The sequence below is a fragment of the Streptomyces sp. NPDC016845 genome, from assembly GCF_044332585.1.
GTDB lineage: Bacteria > Actinomycetota > Actinomycetes > Streptomycetales > Streptomycetaceae > Streptomyces.
On sequence record NZ_JBIRPI010000001.1, the window covers coordinates 1,039,138 to 1,058,708 of the forward strand.

General features: G+C 72.2%; 9 protein-coding genes, 1 tRNA gene and 1 pseudogene. 8 read left to right on the top strand and 3 right to left on the bottom strand.

Features of this window, described 5'->3' with window-relative positions; all coding sequences use genetic code 11:
* The first annotated feature begins 19 nt into the window (after window positions 1-19).
* From ACH4RC_RS04340 to ACH4RC_RS04370, 7 genes are all read left to right on the top strand, one after another.
* On the top strand, window positions 20-2,122 hold the full coding sequence (locus ACH4RC_RS04340; RefSeq protein WP_398194901.1) for an iron ABC transporter permease: 2,103 nt from the start codon (window positions 20-22) through the stop codon (window positions 2,120-2,122).
* Entirely contained in the window at window positions 2,119-3,258 is a 1,140-nt protein-coding gene (locus ACH4RC_RS04345) for a peptidase C39 family protein (RefSeq protein WP_398194903.1), read from the top strand. Before ACH4RC_RS04340 ends, ACH4RC_RS04345 begins: the two co-directional genes overlap by 4 nt.
* 204 nt (window positions 3,259-3,462) lie before the next feature.
* Window positions 3,463-4,707 (top strand): GNAT family N-acetyltransferase, encoded by a 1,245-nt coding sequence (locus ACH4RC_RS04350; protein WP_398194904.1) that lies wholly within the window; start codon window positions 3,463-3,465, stop codon window positions 4,705-4,707.
* A gap of 204 nt (window positions 4,708-4,911) precedes the next feature.
* A complete protein-coding gene (locus ACH4RC_RS04355) occupies window positions 4,912-5,385 on the top strand; it encodes a DUF2563 family protein (protein WP_398194907.1) in 474 nt (157 codons plus the stop codon).
* 70 nt (window positions 5,386-5,455) lie between these two features.
* Entirely contained in the window at window positions 5,456-7,222 is a 1,767-nt protein-coding gene (locus ACH4RC_RS04360) for a hypothetical protein (RefSeq protein WP_398194910.1), read from the top strand.
* A gap of 2 nt (window positions 7,223-7,224) precedes the next feature.
* Window positions 7,225-8,550: a type VII secretion-associated serine protease mycosin gene (gene mycP / locus ACH4RC_RS04365; RefSeq protein WP_398194912.1), complete on the top strand. Its 1,326-nt coding sequence runs from the start codon at window positions 7,225-7,227 to the stop codon at window positions 8,548-8,550.
* Between the two features lie 8 nt (window positions 8,551-8,558).
* Window positions 8,559-8,635: transfer RNA gene (locus ACH4RC_RS04370), tRNA-Trp, on the top strand.
* Here ACH4RC_RS04370 and ACH4RC_RS04375 read toward each other — a convergent pair.
* The 3 genes and pseudogenes from ACH4RC_RS04375 to ACH4RC_RS04385 form a co-directional block, all read right to left on the bottom strand.
* Window positions 8,626-9,270: pseudogene (locus ACH4RC_RS04375) on the bottom strand (cytochrome P450); the annotation flags it as partial. The gene ACH4RC_RS04370 and the pseudogene ACH4RC_RS04375 overlap by 10 nt on opposite strands.
* Before the next feature lie 132 nt (window positions 9,271-9,402).
* On the bottom strand, window positions 9,403-11,448 hold the full coding sequence (locus ACH4RC_RS04380; RefSeq protein WP_398194914.1) for a GxGYxYP domain-containing protein: 2,046 nt from the start codon (window positions 11,446-11,448) through the stop codon (window positions 9,403-9,405).
* A gap of 118 nt (window positions 11,449-11,566) precedes the next feature.
* Window positions 11,567-12,253, bottom strand: a complete 687-nt coding sequence (locus tag ACH4RC_RS04385; RefSeq protein ID WP_398194916.1) for a DsbA family protein — start codon at window positions 12,251-12,253, stop codon at window positions 11,567-11,569.
* A gap of 361 nt (window positions 12,254-12,614) precedes the next feature.
* Between ACH4RC_RS04385 and ACH4RC_RS04390 the strand changes: the two genes are divergently transcribed.
* Window positions 12,615-19,361, top strand: a complete 6,747-nt coding sequence (locus tag ACH4RC_RS04390; RefSeq protein ID WP_398194918.1) for a glycoside hydrolase domain-containing protein — start codon at window positions 12,615-12,617, stop codon at window positions 19,359-19,361.
* The last annotated feature ends 210 nt before the right edge of the window (window positions 19,362-19,571 follow it).

Consider the following 19,571-nt stretch of genomic DNA (forward strand, 5'->3'; position numbering starts at 1 on the left):
AAGAAGTGAGCGTCCAGAAGTGAGCACCGTACGTACAGCGGTGACCGACGGCGGGCCGCTGCCACGCGCCGAGCGTGATGGCGGCGGCCTCGCCGGGGCGGCCGTTCTCGGCGCCCTCGTCCTCGCGACCGTCCTGGTCGGCATGTGGCACCTGACGCAGGGCACGTCGGGCGTCGGCGTCGGCGACCTGCTGCGCCACCTCGCCGGGCACGAGGACGCGGACGGGGCGCCGGTCGGCGAGATCCTCACCGGCTCGCGCCTGCCGCGCCTCTTCGCGGGCGTCGCGGTCGGCTTCGCCCTCGGCTGCGCGGGCACGCTCCTCCAGTCCGTCACGCACAACACGCTCGCGTCGCCCGACACCCTCGCGGTGACGGCGGGCGCCTACTTCACGCTCACCCTCGTCGCCGCGTTCGGCCTGTCCGTCCCGCTGTGGGCGTCGGGCGCCGTCGCCTTCGCGGGCGGCCTCGTCGCCGCGGCGCTCGTCCTGCTCCTCGCCGGACGGGCCGCCGGGACCGCGGGCACCCGCCTCATCCTCGCCGGATCGGCGACGGCGATGGCGCTGGACGCGGCCACCGGCATGCTCCTCATCCTCTTCAGCAAGAACACCACCGGCCTGTACGCCTGGGGCAGCGGCTCGCTCGCACAGCTGAACATCGACGCGTCGATGCGGGCCATCCCGCTCATCGTCGTGATCCTCGGCGGGGCCTTGGCGCTGTCCCGGCGCCTCGACGTCATGAACCTCGGCGACGACACCGCCGCCACCCTCGGCGTCCCGATCCGCTCCACCCGCGTGATCGCCGTCCTCTGTGCGGTGCTCCTGACCAGCACGGCGGTCACCCTCGCGGGCCCGATCGGCTTCGTCGGCCTCGGCGCGCCCGTCCTGGCCCGCATCGTCGCGGGACGCGTCGGCGCGCTCCGCCGCCACCTCTACCTGGTGCCCGCCGCCGGACTGCTCGGCGCGCTCCTCGTCCTCCTCGCGGACGCCACCCTGCGCGCGATCCAGGGCGCCGACGCAGCGGCCTCCATCCCCACCGGCGTACCGACCGCGCTGCTCGGCGCCATCGTCATCGTGGTCCTCGCACTGCGGCTGCGGGACACGGGCCACCTGCGGCAGCCCCCACGCGCGCGCGTCGCCGCACGTTCCCGCCGCGCCTTCCTCCTCGTCATGTCCGGCGCGGTGGTACTGCTCGCGGTGGCCGCCCTGGTCGGCGTTCTCGCCGGAAGCCTGTGGCTGCGTACGGGGGACATCGTGCAGTGGGTCCAGGGCGGGGCCCCGGACCTGATCGGCCAGGCGCTCGACGACCGGGTCCCGCGCGTGACCGCCGCGATCCTCGCCGGCGCGGCGCTCGGACTCGCCGGATGCGTCGTCCAGGGCTCGGTGCGCAACCCGCTGGCCGAACCGGGCGTGCTCGGCATCACCGCGGGCGCGGGGCTCGGCGCGGCGGCCGTCGCCACGTCGGGCCTGGGCGGCGGACAGCCCGTGCTCGTCGTCGTCGCGGTGGCGGCGGGCCTGGCCACGTTCGCGGTCATCGCCCTGCTGTCCTGGCGCGGCGGCTTCCTGCCCGACCGCTTCGTCCTCATCGGCATCGGCATGGGCTACGGCCTCAGCTCGGTCACCACCTTCCTGCTCCTGCGCGCCGACCCGTACGACACGCCCCGCATCTTCACGTGGCTCTCCGGTACGACGTACGGGCGTACGTTCCCCGACGTCGTACCGGTCGCCGTCGCCCTGGCGCTCGCCCTGCCCGTCCTGCTGTTCATGCGCGGCAGGCTCGACCTGCTCGCCGTCGACGAGGACACGCCGCGCATCGTCGGCGTCCGCGTGGGCCGCACCCGCTTCGTCGCTCTCGCGATCGCGGCGGTGCTCGCCGCGTTCAGCGTGATCGCCGTCGGCGTCGTCGGCTTCGTGGGCCTCGTCGCCCCGCACCTCGCCCGCTCCCTGGTGGGGACGCGCCACGGCCGCTCGATCCCGGTCGCGATGCTGCTCGGCGGAGTCCTCGTCTGCGTGGCGGACGCGCTGGGCCGCACGGTCATGGCGCCCGCGCAGGTGCCGGCGGGGCTGATGATCGCGCTGGTGGGGGCGCCGTACTTCGTGTGGGTGATGAGGAGGTCCGGAACATGAGCAGGGATGTGGACGCGAACAGGCACGCGGACGCGAACAGGCACGCGGAGGTGATCAGGAACGTGAACGTGGAACATGTCGTCGTCCGCTACGAGCCCGACGACCTGCCGCGCCAACTGGTGCGGCTCGCGGCGCGGCTCGCGGACGGTGCGGTCCTCGACCGCTGGCGCGCGGTCGACCGCTCGGCCCACGCCCCGCACCTCGTGGCCGTGCCCGACGAGACGGGCGAGGACTGGCGGGCCGCCGCGCTGGTGACGGCGCGTCCTGGGACGGCGTACCTGAAGATCGTCGACACCGTCGGGGAGGTGACCGGGGCGGTGCGGGCCGTAGAGGCCGAGGCCCGTCGGCGCGGACTGGCACAGCTCAAATGGGAAGGCTGGACGGCGAGTCGCGAGGACGCCGCTGCCGCCGGTTTCACGCCCCTGAACGCCCCGCTGTCGCAGTCGGAGGGGGCAAAGGGCCCGGCGACGGGTCATGTCCGCTGGTTGCACGACGCCACGGTCGCGGGGTCTGCCGAACCCCCGTACTACGGCCAGACCACACACTTCACCTGCGGCGCCGTAACCGCCCTCGTCGCGCGGGCGCACGCGGGGACGCTGCCCCGGCAGGCGCTCGACCGGCAGGCGGAGCTGACCCTGTGGCGCGACGCCACCAACTTCAACGCCTGCGAGCCCGTCGGCCTCGGCGTCGCCCTGCGCCGCGCCTGGCCCGCGTCCCCCGTCACGGTCCACCTCGACACGGACCGCCCGGTCATGCTCGACCACCTCCCGGAGGCTGACCAGGACTGGCGCGCCGTACTCCAGCGCGCTTCCCGTGCGGAGGCGGAACGCGTCGGAGTCCCGGTCGATCCGAGCCGTCTCTCCCTGACCTCGATCCGGGAGACGCTCGCGGCCGGGCGCGACCACGTTCTGCTTCTCCTCTCACTCGCCGAGATGCAGGGCTTCGACGTACCGCACTGGGTGCTGTGCCATGGCGTCGTACCCGGCGCGGTCGTCATCGAGGACCCCTGGGCGAACGCGGCGACGGGCGACACATGGGTGGACGCGCATCTGCTGCCGGTCCCCGACGCGGCGCTGGAGGCGATGGCGGCGATCGGGCCGGAGGGTTTCCGTGGGGCTGTGACGATGGGGTCCTGAGGCTGCGGTCCTGAGGCTGCGGTCCTGAGGCTGCGGTCCTGAGGCTGCGGTCCTTAGGACGCGGTCCTCGGGACGCGGTCCTGAGAATGCGGTCCTGACGACGCTGTCCTGAGGCATGGACGTGGCAAGGCAATCCCGGGGGTTTCGAGGCTGCTTCGCGGCTTCGTGGCTTCGTGGCTTCGCAGAGAGTGAGCTGGAACAACGATGGACATACGCCCCACGACCGACGACGACCTGACCGTCTTCGTCGACACGGTCCACACGGCGTTCGGGCAGTTCCCGGAGACCCCGGTCGCGGACGGCGGTCGCTGGTGGTCCGCGCTCGAGATGGAGCGCGGCCTGATGGCCCTGGGACCGGACGGGCGGCCCGTCGGCACGGCGGCCGCGTACTCCCTCGACCTGACGCTCCCGGGCGGGGCGATCACCCCTGTCGCCGGTGTGACCACGGTCGGCGTCCTGCCCTCGCACCGGCGTCGCGGCGTGCTGAGCGCGCTGATGCGGCGCCAGCTCGCCGACGTACGGGCCCGGGGCGAGTTCCTCTCGGTGCTGCTGGCCTCCGAGGCGCGGATCTACGGCAGGTTCGGGTACGGCCCCGCGACCTTCACGGCTCCGGTGACGGTGTCGCGCCACCGGGCGGAGCCGGCGGTTCCCCGGGCGCGTACGACGACGCCCGCCGACGCGGGCGACGCGGCGGCGGACAACGGGTCGGTCGAGGTGCTGCGGCGATCCGACTGCGGTGACCTGCTCGAAGAGGTCTACGACCGCTACCGCCGCGCCCAGCCCGGCGCGCTGTCCCGGCCGCACCGCTGGTGGGAACTGGGCGCGGGGCAGCCGCCGGTCTCGCGGACGCCGCGCCACGTCGCCGTGCACCGGAACGCGGACGGGGTGCCGGACGGGTACGCCAGCTACTCCACAGGCGGCGACCCCAACACCCTGACGGTGGACGAGATCATCACCACCGACGACGCGGCCTTCACGGCCCTGGCCCGTTTCGCCCTCGGGCACGACCTGGTGTCACAGGTCGTGTTCCGCCACGTCCCGCCCGACCATCCGCTGCGCTGGCAACTCGCCGACCTGCGCGCGGGCGAGGCCGGCGGCCCGGGCGACTGGCTCTGGGTGCGCCTCCTCGACATCCCGCGCGCCATGGCGGCCCGCGGCGGCTGGTCCGCGGACGGCGAACTCGTCCTGGACGTCGAGGACCCGTTCCTGGCCGAGCACGGCCGCTACCGGCTGACCGTGCGCGACGGCGAGGCGACCTGCGCCCCCACGGACAGGGACCCCGATCTCTCCCTAAACGTACGCGACTTGGGCTCGCTCTACCTGGGAGGCGTCACGCCGAGCACGCTGGTGCGCGCGGGTCATGTCCTGGCCCACCACGCGGAGGCGTCCGCGCGCGCGGACACGCTGTTCCGTACGGAGCGGGCTCCGCATTGCCTGCACTGGTTCTGACGCGTCGGCGGGTATCAGGGAATGTCGGCGGGTGTCGGGAGGTGCCCGGCGGCGCCCCGTCAACCTCTCCCGCCGGGCGCCCGCACCGAGCGGGGGCTCCGAGTGCCTCGCGGGGGTCGCTCGTGCTAAAGATGGGACGCCCGCGACAAGCGTCGGCGGGCCGGGAGCATTGCTGACGAAGGTTGTACGGGGAGGGGCGGGATCGTGTCCGACGGCACGGGGGGTACGGCGCGGGCGGCGGCAGCGGCCCGGGGCGGCGCGGCGAAGGCCATGCTGGTCGAGGGCGAGACGCTGTCGACGTTCAAGCGCCGGGTCGACGCGCTGCTGCGTGACCTGGAGAGCTCCAAGGCCGCGCCGAAGTCGATCGCGGGCGGGACGCTGCCGAGCGGACGGCTGGGCGCGTTCGACGAGGCCGACGGGTTGCACTCGGCCTACACGAAGGTGCACAGCCAGCTGGAGAACCTCTCCGAGATGCTGGCCCTGCAGATCGAGGGGCTCGTCGCCACGGTCGACGCGTCCAAGACGGGTTACGACAACCTCGACGACGAGGTGCGCGCGCGCCTCAACCGCATCCGGACCCAGGCCGACGCCCTGACGCACCGCTCCGGGCACGGGCACGGGCACGGACACGGGGCCGCGGGCCCGAAGACGACGGACGGCGAAGCGGGTGGTCTGTGATGGAACCCAGCACGTGCGGTGACATCGGCATCGGCATCGGCGTCGGCATCGTCGTGGAGAGGCACGGGGTATGAGCGACTTCGGTTCCCAGATGTGGGGCATGGCCAAGTCGTACCGGTTCGCCGTGCACAGCCCGGAAGAGCTGTGGACGATGGTCGAGCCGGCGGACGGTTCCACCGCGACGGACCTGGGCGCGCTGCTGACGGCGGCCGCCAAGACGATCAAGGAGATCGGCGGCGACCTCAAGACGCACAGCACGGCGGTCGAGTGGAAGGGCGAGGGCGCCGACGCGTTCCACAAGTGGGTCGACCAGGCGGCGCGGGCCACGCTGAGCCTCGGTGACTACAGCGAGAGCGCCGGGAAGTGGCTGGGCCACGCGGCGGACACCCTGCACGAGGTCAAGCCGCAGCTGGAAGCACTGAAGAACTCCAGCGCCTCGGCCCGCTCGGTCCTGGACGCGCACGACGCGGCTGCGAAGGACGTCGGCAACCACGGCGGCGGCCCGTCGACGTCCTCGGTGAAGACGGCCAAGACGCAGTACGACAACGACCGCGCCGAAGCGGCCTTGTTGATGACGAAGCTGGCCCAGTCGTACTCGGCGTCGACGGAGCAGATCGACGCACTGCAGGCGCCGGAGTTCCCGGCCCTTCCCAAACGGTTCGTGCCGGAGAACCGCGACGATGTCACCCACCGGCCCGGTGAAGTCTCCGGTGAGCCGTCGAACGCGGGGACCGCGGCGGCGGTGAGCGGAGCCGGTGTTCTCGCGGCAGGTGCCGCCGTGCTCGGCGAAGCGGCGCACGGTGCGTCCCTGGCCGGAGGAGGTCACCAGACGGCCGCGGCCGCGGGCTCGTACAGGGCGCTTCCGGACCTCGCCTCGGGCGGTCCCGCCACTTCGCTCGACCGGGCCGCCACGCTCCCGTCGGCCACCGCCCCGGCGATGCCCTCTCCCGCGTCGCCGCCGTCCGCGTCGCCCGGTCATCTGCCGGGCATGCCGCCCGGGGGTCCTGGAGCACCGCCTCCCGTGTTCGGCGGAGCGGGCCGTTCCGCCGCCGCTCAGCCTCAGGGGCCGGCCCGTGGCCGGGGGCCGGCGTCACCGGTGCTGCGTGGGCCGCTCGGCCTTCCGGAGGGGACCGGCGCGCCCGGCGCTCCTCGTGGAGCGACGACGGGACGCGAGATTCCCGCGGTGGGACGGACGGGCATCCCGGGCGTACAGGGAGGCACAGCCTCCCAGGTGCGCGGACCGGGGGACGCGGGTCCGGCACGGTCGTCGAACGCTATCGCCGGTGGACGTCCGGTCCCACAGCAATCGGGGCGCGGTGCGAGCGCGATTCCCCGGGGCACCGTCGTCGGCGGATCACCCGCCGAGCAGGGAAGCGGAGGCCGCGGCGGTGCGTCAGGAGGGTCGGCACGTGGTGGAACCGCGCCGGGTCGCGCCCTCGCCTCCGACACGGAGCGTGGGACCGGCGGCGCGGGTGGACGGGCACCTGCTAGGTCGGACGGGGTCACCGGCGGTCAGCCGCGGCAGTCCCCGAGGGGGCGGAGTGCGTCGTCGGCATCCACTCGTGCGACAGGCGTCGCAAGCGGTCCGACGGTGAACCGTCGCAACGCGCCGGGGCAGCGCGACGGTGACGAACCCGCTCGCGGATCCTCGTCCGCGGCACGTCATGATGGCGCGCGAAGCGCCCCGGCGCGACGTCTGCGTGAGGAGGCGCCGGAGCGCGAGGACACGGAGGCTCCCGGGGTGGGGGATCCCGAGGTGAGGCGGCCGGAGCGCGGGGCGCCCGAGCTTCGCCTGCCCGACCCGCCCCATACGGCCCGGCGCCACAACGAAGGATGATCATGGCTTCCCGTACTCAGCAGGTCCGCCGACTCCGGCTCGCGTCGGCCCTGACCGGCGTCGTGCTCGCAGGCGTCGCCGTGACGCCCGCGGGCGCCGAGTCCGTCCGGGCCGAGCAGTGGTACCTGGATGCCATGCACGCCGACCAGATGTGGAAGACCGCCGACGGTAAGGGCGTCACCGTCGCGGTCGTCGACTCGGGTGTCGACCCCGACCTCGCCGACCTGCGAGGACAGGTTCTGCCGGGCAAGAACTACTCCAGGCATCCCGGTGACGCGCAGGCGGACTACGCGGGACACGGCACCCGTATGGCCGTCCTGATCGCGGCCACGGGGGCGAGGGGCGGGACGCAGGCCTCGTACGGGCTGGCCCCCGGAGCCAAGATTCTGCCCATTCGGGTCCCGGACTTCATCGAGAAGAGCCGCACGGACGGCAACCCGGACGACTACCCCACCTACATCTCCAAGGCCATCCGTTACGCCGCCGACTCCGACGCCCGGATCATCAACATCTCGTTGGGCAGTGAGAGCAACTCGAAGCAACTGGACGACGCGGTCGCCTACGCCCTGTCGAAGGACAAGCTTGTCTTCGCGGCCGTCGGGAACACCGGCTCCGGGTCCAACAGCGCGGAGTACCCGGCGGCCACCCCCGGAGTGGTCGGCGTCGGTGCGATCGGCAAGGACCTCAAGGTGACCAGCGAATCTCAACGCGGTCCGCAGGTCGACCTGGTCGCTCCTGGAGCGGAGATCGTAGCGGCCTGCAAGGGCGGCAGCGAGGTGTGCGACTCCCATGGCACCAGCGACGCCACCGCCCTGGCCTCCGCATCAGCCGCCCTCATCTGGTCGAAGCACCCGGACTGGACCAACAACCAGGTTCTGCGGGTCATGTTGAACACCGCGAGCGGCCCGGTCAGCGGCAAGGAGCGCAGTGATGAGATCGGTCATGGCGCCCTGCGGCCCCGCATCGCTCTCACCGACCCGGGCGACCCGGGACCGGCCGACGAGTACCCCCTGCCGGACTACAAGGCAGGAGGAACGGCGCCGCGGGGCGATAGTGCGAGCGCCGGGCCGTCCAATGGTGCGTCGACGGCCCCTGCCGCGTCGTCCGACGGCGAGTCGTCGAGCGCCTTGCCGTGGATCGCGGCGGGCGTCGGTGGGCTCGTGCTGATCGGCGCGGTCGGCGGGGTGCTCGCCGTACGGGGTCGTCGGCGTCGGGCCGCGCCGGTGCCGCAGCCCGGGTGGGCGCAGCCGCCGTATCCCCCTCGGCAACAGCAGGAGCAGGGGCATGCCTGGCCCCACCAGGACAGGCAGGACCGGGCAGGACACTGATCGGGCGGGCCGGGACGGTAGCAGAGGTCGACGCGCGCGGTCTCCAAAACCGCGAGGACGCCGGTTCGAATCCGGTCACCCGGCCCGCACTTCGTCCCCGGGGCCGGTAGTCCGGTGCAGACGGACCGGCAGGGTCAGGTGGCCGTTGCTGATCAGGGTCGGGAGAGGCCGCAACTCGGTGGCCGGTACCGCCAGTTCGATGCCCGGGAAGCGGGTGAAGAGCAGGCGGAGCGCCGTGGCCACCTCCAGGCGGGCCAGCGGGGCGCCCAGGCAGAAGTGGACGCCGTGGCCGAACGCCAGATGGTCCTTGGCCGGGCGGGTGACGTCGAAGCGGTCGGCGGTGGGGCCGTGCCAGTCGGGGTGGCGGTTGGCGGCGGCGTAGGAGGCGAGGATCGCGTCGCCGCGGGGGATCGTCCGGCCGTCGGCCAGGGAGATGTCCGTGAGGGCGTAGCGCAGGGGGAGGTGCTTGATGGCGGGTTCGTGGCGCAGGGTCTCCTCCACGACGTCTTCCCAGGTCGCCCGGCCCGCGCGGAGGTGGGCCAGTTGTCCGGGGTCGGTCAGGAGGGCGGTCACCGCCTGGTCGATGACGTTGACCGTGGTCTCGTAGCCCGCGCTGATCATCAGCAGGAGCGTGTCGCGCAGTTCGCCGTCGGTGAAGCCGTTGCCGTCGCCCTCGTCGTCGCGGGCGGCGATGAGGAGAGAGGTCATGTCGTCGGCGGGGCGGACCACGTCGGGTGCCGGTCACGTCCGGTGCCGGTCACGTCCGGTGTCGGGCACGTCCGGTGTCGGGTACGGACAACTGATCGTGCGGCTCGCCGACTTGTGACACCCCGGCGGGGTCAGCGCCCCGCGTCACGCCTTCTTCAGCAGATCGAAGAACACGTCGCCGCGCACCACCTCGAACGGTTCCTCCAGCAAGGCGGCGACCGCCGCGATGTCGCTCGGCGTCCAGCTCCACGCGTTGATCGCCGCCGCGATGAAGGCAGGGGCCGACGGGTCCCGGTCCTCGATGTGGTGCAGGAGCGCGTCGCGGAACTCCGCGCCCTTGCCCTGCGGGTAGAAGTTGCCGATCACCGGGATCCCGGCGGTCCGGGTCCGCAGATCGCCCGTCTCCCAGGACTGGATGATGCCGCGCAGAGGGGTGTGGCGGGCGTAGGAGGTGACGACGCGTTCGTCGAAGGGGATCCAGCCGTCGCCCGCCGCGTTGCGCGGGTTGTAGGCGTACACGAGGTCCATGCCCGTACGGCGCAGATAGCGGCCGGTGAGTTCGGTATAGGCGGCCAGGTGCTCCTCGGGCCAGGACGCGGGGTACGTGTAACCGGCGCCGGACGGGCCGCAGACGAGGAGGTCGTTCTCGGTGGCGGTGCGCTGGTAGTGGGCGAGAAGGGCGGGGCCGAGATCGGCGAGCAGGGGGCTGACGGTCCAGTTGACGGGGACGGTGCCGCGCGCCGGGTCGTCCCAGATGTCCCGCATCCGGCGCTGGCAGTACTGCGCGTTGTCGCCTTCGCCGACGGTGAAGGTGACGTAGACGCGGTTGCGGAGTTTGCTCCTCGGCCGGGTACGGACACGGCTGGAGATCTTCGCGGGCACCCCCGCGTGGACCGTCGCGTTCATGTAGAAGTCCGTGGCGACGACCTCGATGCCGTGGCGCGAGGCGCGGTCGACGCCGCCCCATTCGCCGGCCACGTCGTTGGGGAACCAGCCGGTGTACGGAGTGGTCGGGGCGTAGCGGCTCAGCGTGTCGTCGAGCAGGTCGCCCGTCGCGCCGGCGGGCGGCAGCCACACCACCATGGCCTTGCTCGCGACCACGTAGTCACGGAAGTTGGGGAACGGTTCGACGCGGGTGGGCGCCGTGGTGGTGGCGGTGACGAGGAACTGGTTCCACAGATCGACCTGGGCGACCAGCCGTCTCGTACCGGCGGGGACGGGGAAGCGGTAGACGAAGTAGCCGCCGCTGCCGTCGCCGAACCGGTTGGAGTCGCCGCCGACCGAGGAGTTCAGGCCGTCGAAGAGGTACGGGGACTCGGCGTCGGTACCCGGGGTGAAACGGGCGATCTCCGCCCCGTCGTCGGCCGTCACGACCACGGAGCCCACGGACGCGCCCCACCCGTCGTCGCCGAAGGAGTCCTGGAACCGCAGGTAGACCGCGTCCAGCGGGTCGCCGCCGGTCAGTTCCGGGCTCAGGTCGAGCGCGCGGACCCGGCGGTTGGAGCTGTCGCGTACGCGCGTCGTCTCCCGTGCGACCTCGCGCCACCGCACCCCCGGGACACGGACCGTGCGGGTCGGCGGGAGACCGGCCACCAGCGTCCGGGCGCACCGGGGGTAGAGATGTTCCAGCTGCCAGCGGTAGGTGGCCGGTACGTCGTCGGGGTCGAAGCGGCCGCGCAGATCCGAGACCGTTCGCAGGCCGTACGCGCGCGCCTGCTCGGCGGTGGCCGCCACCGCGTCCGTCAGGCCGGCCAGGGTCGTCGCGACGTTGACCGAGTCGGGCACGTCCGGGTCGGTCAGCACGGCGCCACGCACCTCGCCGCGGTACCGGTCGAGGAGGTCGAGCGCGTGGCCGTGGTGGGTGACGGCCGCGCCGGTGCCGGACAGCCAGCGCAGGTTGGTGTCGCCGTTGTCGCCGCTGTCGAAGCTGAAGTAGAGGCGGGGCGCGCGGCGGTTGACGACGCCCTGGAGGGTCGTGAGGAGCAGTTGGTCGTCGCCGTCCAGCGCGCTGACGTCGGACACGTCCAGCTTCGTGGGGCGGCCGAAGGACGGGAGGAGACGGCCGGTCCGTCGCGGTACGCCGGCCGCGGGAGGAGCGCCGACCGCTTGGTGCGCCGGCAGGGAGAGTCCGAGTCCGCCCGCCGCCAGCACCGCGCCGCCCGTTCGCAGCAGACCTCGCCGAGTCACCATCGATGATCTCCGTTCCCTCGCGCGGGCCGCCGCGCTCGGATGTCGACATCGTTGTCAGTCGTCGCCGAAACGTAACGACGGGACACGGCAGTTGTCCATGGTGCGATCAAGACAGTCCTCAGTCGAAGCGGAGGCTCCCGGTCCGTTCACGCTTGAGCTCGAAGAAGTCCGGGTGCTTCGCGAGCGTGCGTACGGCGTCGAAGAGCTGAGCCGCTTCGTCGCCGCGCGGGATGCTGTTGAGTACGGGGCCGAAGAAGGCCGCGCCGTCGATGTGCAGGGTGGGCGTGCCGACGTAGCTGTCCGAGGCCGGGTCCTTGCCCGCGTCGTGGCTGTGGCGCAGGGCGTCGTCGTGGTCGGTCGTGCGGGCCGCGTCCGCGAGGCGGGCGGGGAGGCCGAGTTCGGCGAGGGCGTCGGCGGCGACGGTGTCGAAGTCCTTCTCGCCGCGGGTGTGGATGCGCGTACCGAGGGCGGTGTACAGGTCGCGCAGCACGTCGGGGGAGCTGTGCCGCGAGGCCGCCACGGCGACGCGGACGAGGCCGAGGGAGCGGTCGACGAGGTCGCGGTACCAGTCGGGCAGGTCGTTGCCCTCGTTGTGCAGGTAGAGGCTCATGACGTGGAAGCGGACGTCGAGGTCGCGCAGCGGCTCCACCTCGAGGAGCCAGCGCGAGGTGATCCAGGCGAACGGGCAGGCGGGGTCGAAGTAGAAGTCGACCCGGGTCGTGGGCGGGGTCGTGGGCGTGGGTGCCGGTGTGCCTGTACTCGTACTCGTGGTCGTGCTCGTCGTTGTGCTCGTCGTCGTGGGCATGGGTGCAGCGTAGGTGCGTATTGGCCCGTATCCCGGGGCCAATTGGCTATGAGGTGGCTGGGCCATTTCGGGCGCGTGCCGCCTGCCGCCTGTCTCACCTGCGCCTGATCCTTTTCGTGCGCACCCTCTGTACGGATCCCGTTCGCCCGTTGTACGAATTCTCCGTATGTGATGATCCCGATTGCGCACCCGCCGGTCGCCGCTTGACAACGTTGTCGGACGGTGCGGCCGACGATGCGCGCGTACCGCGACGCTGGAGAAGTCCGTGCCCAGAAGACCCGCAGGATCCGCAGGATCTGCAAGACCCTCAGGCTCCGCAAGACCCTCAGGCTCCGCTAGACCCTCAGGCCCCGCAAGACGTATGCAACGCACCAGACCGCGCGCCGCCCTCGCCGCCCTGCTGGCCGGTGCGCTCGGCCTCGCCGCGCTGACGGCCGGCGGCGCCCCGGCCGCCGCGGCACCCCTCGCGGCGCACTCCTCGGGGACGGTCTCCGCCTCGTCCGGGGGCACGGACTACACCAAGCTCGTCGACCCCTTCGTGTCGACCGCCGGTGACGACGGCAACGACCTGCCGGGCGCCCAGGCCCCGCACGGTCTCGCCAAGGTCAACCCGATGACCACGCCGGACCGCAACCACAGCGGCTACGACTACAACGAGGACCACATCGCCGGGTTCACGGCAACCAACCTCGACGGGGTCGGCGGCTCCGGCGGCGGCGGTGACCTGCTCGTCGTGCCGACCTCGGAGACGTACGAGAACCGCCCCGCGACCAGCAGCTACGCCCACGCGTACAGCCACGACGACGAGACGGCCGCGCCCGGCCACTACCAGGTGGGGCTCGATTCGCCCGCCGGGACCATCGACGCCGAGATGACGGCGACGACCCGCACGGCCCTCGAGCGGTACCGCTTCCCCGCCGGGTCCGAGCCGAAGCTCGTCCTCGACCTGGCCAACAACTTCACCAGCCGCAGCCGCGCCACCCTGGACGCGAAGAAGCTGGCGGACGGGACGACCGCGATCAGCGGCATCATCGCCGGATCGTTCAACGGCGCCTCGTACCGGATGTACTACCACGCCACCACGAACGTCCCGGTGAAGTCCCTGCGCACCTGGGGCGACAAGGGGCAGATGAGCGGCGCGACCGCGCAGGACGGCACCGACACGGGCGCCGTCCTCGCCTTCGACGCGGCCGACCGGGACGACATCGAGCTGCGTATCACCCTGTCTCCGGTCAGCGCCGAGCAGGCCGCGACCGACCAGGCGAACGAGGTCGGCGGCCTCTCCTTCGACCAGGCACGCGCGCGTGCCGAGGCCGACTGGAACCGCACCCTCGGCGCCGTCGCCGTACAGGCGTCCAGGAAGGCCGACCCGGACTCGTCGCTCACCAAGCTCTTCTACACGCACCTGTACCGCATGTACGCGCTGCCGGTGAACGCCACCAGCACCAGCGGGACCTACCGCGGCGCCGACGGGGCGGTGCACAAGGCCAACGGTTATACGTACTACGACGGCTGGTCCTCCTGGGACGACTTCCGCAAGTTCTCCGTCGAGGCATACATCGACCCGGCCACGTACCGCGACATGGTGCAGTCGGCGATCACCCTCTTCGCCGACACCCGCACCACGGGCAAGAGCCTCGGCAGCCTCACGCACTCGGTGCCGACCGTGCGCTGGGAGCGGCTGCCCGTCGTCATCGCGGACGCGATCTCGAAGGGGTACGACGGCTTCGACCGGCTCGACGAGGCGTACCCCGCGCTGAAGTCCTACGCCGGGTACTACACGGGCGAACAGCTGCGGCAGGGCTACATCGCGGGCGACCCCGGCACGACCGTGCAGCGCGGGTACGACCAGTGGGCCCTCGCCATCGTCGCCGACGCGCTCGGCAAGGACGCGGACGCCGAGGAACTGCGCGAGCAGGCGACCATGGCGACCGACCACCTCGTGAAGTCCGGCGCGTGGACCGCCGAGGACGGCACGAAGGTCGGGCTGCTCACCCCGCGCGACGGTGACGGCAACTGGCAGAGCGTCGACTACGAGAAGTTCGAGGAGGCCAGGCTCTACCAGGGCACCCTCTGGCAGTACCACTGGTACGACGCGTACGACATGGGCGGCCTCATCAAGGCCATGGGCGGCGACAAGGCCGGCAGGGCCGCGGTCCTGCACATGTTCGGCGAGGACTCCGACGCCGACGACGGCTCCACGATGCTGCACTCCAACGCCAACGAGATCGACCTCCAGGCCCCGTACCTCTTCAACTACGTCGGCGAGCCGGGCCTGACGCAGAAATGGGTCCGCTCCATCTACACCGGCGAGACCTGGAACCGGTACATCGCGACCGGCTCCACGGGCGAAGCCCCGAGCTCCGGCGGCGAACTCCGGCCGCCGGTGAGGACCAGGGTCTACAAGCCGGCCCCGGACGGCTTCCTGCCGACCATGGACAACGACGCGGGCACCATGTCGACCATGTTCGTCGCCGCGGCCCTCGGACTGTTCCCGGTGACGGCCGGATCGAGCGAGTTCCAGATCGGCAGCCCGTTCTTCGACTCCACGACGATCACCTACGCCAACGGCAAGAAGTTCTCGGTGCGGGCGGACGGCGTCTCGGCGGACAACTACTACGTCCAGCGTGCCACGTACAACGGCAAGCGCTTCGGGAACACCTGGCTCGACTACGCGCAGATCATCAGCGGCGGCACCCTGGACTTCACCATGGGGTCCAAGCCGTCCGCCTGGGGCAAGGACACCGAGCCCGCGTACTCGCTGAACACGGACACGGGCGCGCCAGGAAGCGGTGGATCCGGCAAGGGCGAGAGCGTGCTCTCCGCCCGCCCGGAAACCGTCGCCACCGCCGCGAACGGCCAGGTCGACGACCGTATCGAACTGACGTCGACCGGCAAGGCGACGTTCGCCGCGCGCAAGGGCACCAGCCTCACCCGGACCGGCGCGGCCACGGTCACCGGCCTGCCGGACGGGGTGACGGCGGACCTCCGCGTCGCCGGTTCGCGCAAGGCGACCCTCACGCTGAAGGGCTCGACCACGACCGACGTACGGCTCGGTCTCACCTTCCGCGACGCGGCCTTCGCCCACAAGGTCCCGGCCTCCACCGTGACCGGCACCGGCATATCCGTGACCGACCCGCTCGTCATCTCCGCGGCGGCGGTGCAGCGCGCGACGCTCAGGTCGCTCGTCGACGACGCCCTGTCGGTGCGCCCCGGCAACTACTCCGACGGCTCGTACGGCCTGTTCCGCACAGCGCTCGAACGCGCCCGGACCGTCCTCGCCGACCCGGCCTCCGCCACCGGCACGCTGATGGCGGCGCACGACGCGCTGCGGTCCGCCGCCGACGCGCTCACCCTCGACGAGGGCGGCTACGCCGTCCTCCAGGCCGAGGACCCCGACCGGATGGAGGGCCCGAGCCTGGTCAAGGAGGCGTATTACTCGGACGGCGACCTCGGCGGCGTCACCGAAGGCGCCTGGGAGCAGTTCACCGGCCTCGACTTCGGCGGCGTCGCCCCGCGCAGCGTCTCCGTCCGCTACGCCAACTCGCAGGCCGCGACCGCCACGCCGAGCAGCGTGGACATCCACGCGGGCGACAAGGACGGGCCCGTCGTCGCCGGCGTCAAGCTCCCGGGCACCGGTGCCTGGTCGACCTACACCACCGTCCAGGCGCCCCTCACCAACGCGCAGGCGCTGCTCGACGCGGGCAGCGCGACGATGGTGTTCCACGCGCCGTCGGGGCAGCAGTGGGTGTCCAACTTCGACTGGTTCCAGTTCTCGCCGTACGACGCCCCGTCGTCCGGCGGGACCACCACGCTCGCCACACTGACCGCGCCCGGCACCACGGCGACGGGCGGCGGCTCGTCGCCGCTCAAGCTGTCCGGCGGCATCTTCGAGAACGTGACGAACGGCGCGTGGGCCGAGTGGAAGGGCACCGCTCTCGGTGACGGCGCGGACACCGTCACCATCAGCTACGACAAGCCCCGCTCGCGCGCGGCGTCGGACTCGCACATCGAACTGCGCCTCGGCAGGAAGGACGGCCCGGCCGTCGTCGACGTCCCGCTCGACTACACCGGTTCGGGCTGGGGGACCATGGCCAGTACGAGCGTCACGCTCGACCCGGCCGTCTTCTCCGGCACCCAGGACGTGTACGCGGCTTTCGCCTCCAGCACGCAGACCGATGCCCAGCCCTACGTGGCGAACGTCTACTCGCTGACCGTGACGCGGAGCGCCGACACCCCGGTCGCCTTCGACGCCACGGCGTGGAAGGCGAACAGCGGCGGCGGCCTCAAGAGCGAGACGGCCACCTGGAGCGGTGCCGGGTCCACCACCTCCCTGGGTGGTACGTACGACGGGGCCTGGCTCGACTACGGCGACATCGATTTCGGCAGCCGCGCGAAGAACACCGTCACGTTCACATATGTCAACAACTCCGCCCGCTCCGGCACCGGTTCGGCCGTCGAGATCCACCTGGACGGCTTCGACGAGGACGCGCCCGGAACCCCGTACGCGACCGTCCCGCTCCCCGTCACCGGCTCCTCCTGGTCGTCCGGAGGGACGACGAGCCTCACCCTGCCCAAGGCCATCACCGGCAAGCACTCCGTCCACCTGCGGCTGACGACGCACGCGGACGCCTCGCACCCGTACGTCGCCAACGTCGGCCGGGTCACGTTCAGCCACGTCGAGGCGCCCGCCGAGACGGACCTGACCGCTCTGCGCAAGGCGATAGAGAGTTACGAGGGCCTGGCCGACGACGCGGACCGGTACGGCAGCATCGACTTCGCGGTGTTCCAGCGCGAACTGGCCGCTGCCCGCGCTCTGCTGGACGCCGACGACGCGACCCAGCTCGAAGCGGACACGCGGACCCGGAGCCTCACCCTGGCCGCCAAGCAGCTCGTCCCGCTGCCGAGGCTGCGCCTGGAGAACCTGGTCACCACCGCGTCCGCGCTCGACAAGGGCCGCTATACGGACGCGTCCTGGACGAAGTTCACCGACGCGCTCACCAAGGCGAAGGCCGCTGTCGCGGACGACACGGCGACGGACAAGACCCTCACCACCCGGTACGAGTCCCTCGACCGTGCCCTTGCCGCGCTCGAGCTGAAGCGCACGACAGTACCTACCGCGCCCGACGCGGTCTCGGCGACCGCCTCCGGCACCACGGCCGTGAAGGTCGCGTGGTCCGCCCCGAAGGACGACGGCGGCTCATCGGTCACCGGCTACGAGGTCACCCTCAGCGGCGGCCACCAGCTCACCGTCAAGGACCCTGACAGCAGGAGCGTGACCTTCACCAGGCTGAAGTCCCGTACGCCGTACACGGCGCGCGTCCGCGCGGTGAACGCCCGCGGCACCTCGGCCGCGAGCGCCGCCACGCAGCCCGTCGTCGTCGGCGGCAGCCGCCCGCAGACGCCGCACGTGACGGGTGTCGTCACCGACGGCAAGCGGGTCCGGGTGGACTGGCGGCCGGCCGGTGACGGCGGCTTCCCGGTCCTCGGCTACACGGTGACCCTCGACAACGGCACGACGGCGCACGTGCCCGGCGGCACACGCACGGCGCTGCTCACGGTCGGCGGCCGGAGCGCGGCGAAGGCGCACGCGGCGACGGTGGAGGCGGTCACGCTGGCCGGTGCCTCCTCGGACACGGCCGTGACGACAACCGCGTCCACCGCCGACCCGACGGCGTACGAACCGGCTCCCTTCCCCGACGACGTACTGAACGCGAAGTACGCCTCGGACGCCTGGCCGAAGACCGACGACGGGAGCGACTACTTCACCGATCTGCTCAGCGGCTTCGGTGACCTGAAGCCCACGACCCTCGGCGCCAACGCCAAGCTGCCCGCGGACACCGCGCTTACGGCGGAGAACGACAAAATCGTCGTCGGCATCAACAACGCGGCGACCCAGAAGGAGGTCGACCGCGCCGAGACGGACGCCACCAACAGCGCGACGCAGACGATGGCCGACGGCCTGGGCTCCCGCCTCGGCGGGCTCTACCTCGACGCCCTCAAGGGCGGCGCCCTGCCCAAGACCAGCGCCCTGTTCTCCCGCGTCACCAGGAACCTCGACACGCACGACGCGGCGAAGGAGCACTACAACTACCTGCGCCCGTACGTGCGGCTCGGGTTCGTCGGGGACGGCGGCCGGATCTACGAGTCGCAGGACGGCTCGTACGCCGGGCTCGCCACCAGCGGCTCGTACCCCAGCGGCCACACCTACAGCGGCTACGAGGCGGGCACCGTCCTCGCCACGCTGCTCCCGGAGCTGGCCCCGTCGATCCTCGCGCGGACCTCGGAGTACGGGAACAACCGGCTGGTCCTCGGCTTCCACTACCCGCTCGACGTCATGGGCGGCCGTATCGGCGCCCAGGCCACGGTGGCGCACCGCTGGGCCGACCCGGACTTCGCGCGGCTCCTGACGCAGGCCCACACCGAGATGGAGAACGTGCTGCTCGCCCGGTGCGAGAAGCAGGGCTACGGCACCACGCTCACCGCCTGCGCGGGCGACCCGTACGCGGGGCAGAGCACGGCCCAGCACCTCGACACGTACACCCAGCGACTCAGCTACGGGTTCTCCCGCGTCGGCAAGGCCGGACAGGCTGTCGAGGTCCCGTCCGACGCGGCGGCTCTGCTGCTCACGGCCTTCCCGGACCTGACCGCCGCACAGCGCACCCAGATCCTGGAGCAGACCGCGACGGACTCCGGCTACCCGCTCGACCTCACCGCCGACGGCAAGGCGAGCTGGCAGCGCGTCAATCTGGCGGCGGCCATGGCGGCGAACGTCCGCGTGGCCGCCGACGGTTCGGTCACGGTGACCAACGTCCCCGACGCCACCGGGGCGAGCGTCGCCGACGCCTCCGCACTCACCGTGGGCGGCACCGCGCTCGACGGGTTCGACCCGGACGTCTCCACGTATGTCGTGGACTGGCCGAAGAACGGGCGCATACCGGCGGTCGGCGCGGTGGCGTCGGCGTCCGGCGCGCGGGTGAAGGTCCGCGACGGAAGCGACGTCGTGTCGTCGAGGGGGACGCGCCTCACGGCGCGCACCGCCACGGTGACCTCGGCGAACGGGGCGGTCGTCCAGACCTACACGGTCGCCTTCCACCGCACGCGGTGATCATGTGCGCTGCCGCGCCTTCAGGGGCGCGGCAGCGCTGTGAAACGCGGCCCACCAAAGGCGTCACCGCCGTACGGGACCCATCGGTACGGACGTCCTACCGGGTTGGCGTCGGCCGCGGCCTGCTTCTTGTCGCTGCGTTCGCGGCGTTCGCGGCGTTCGCGGACCGCTGGGGCCGCACCGTTCATGACGCGCACGCCGACGCCGTTC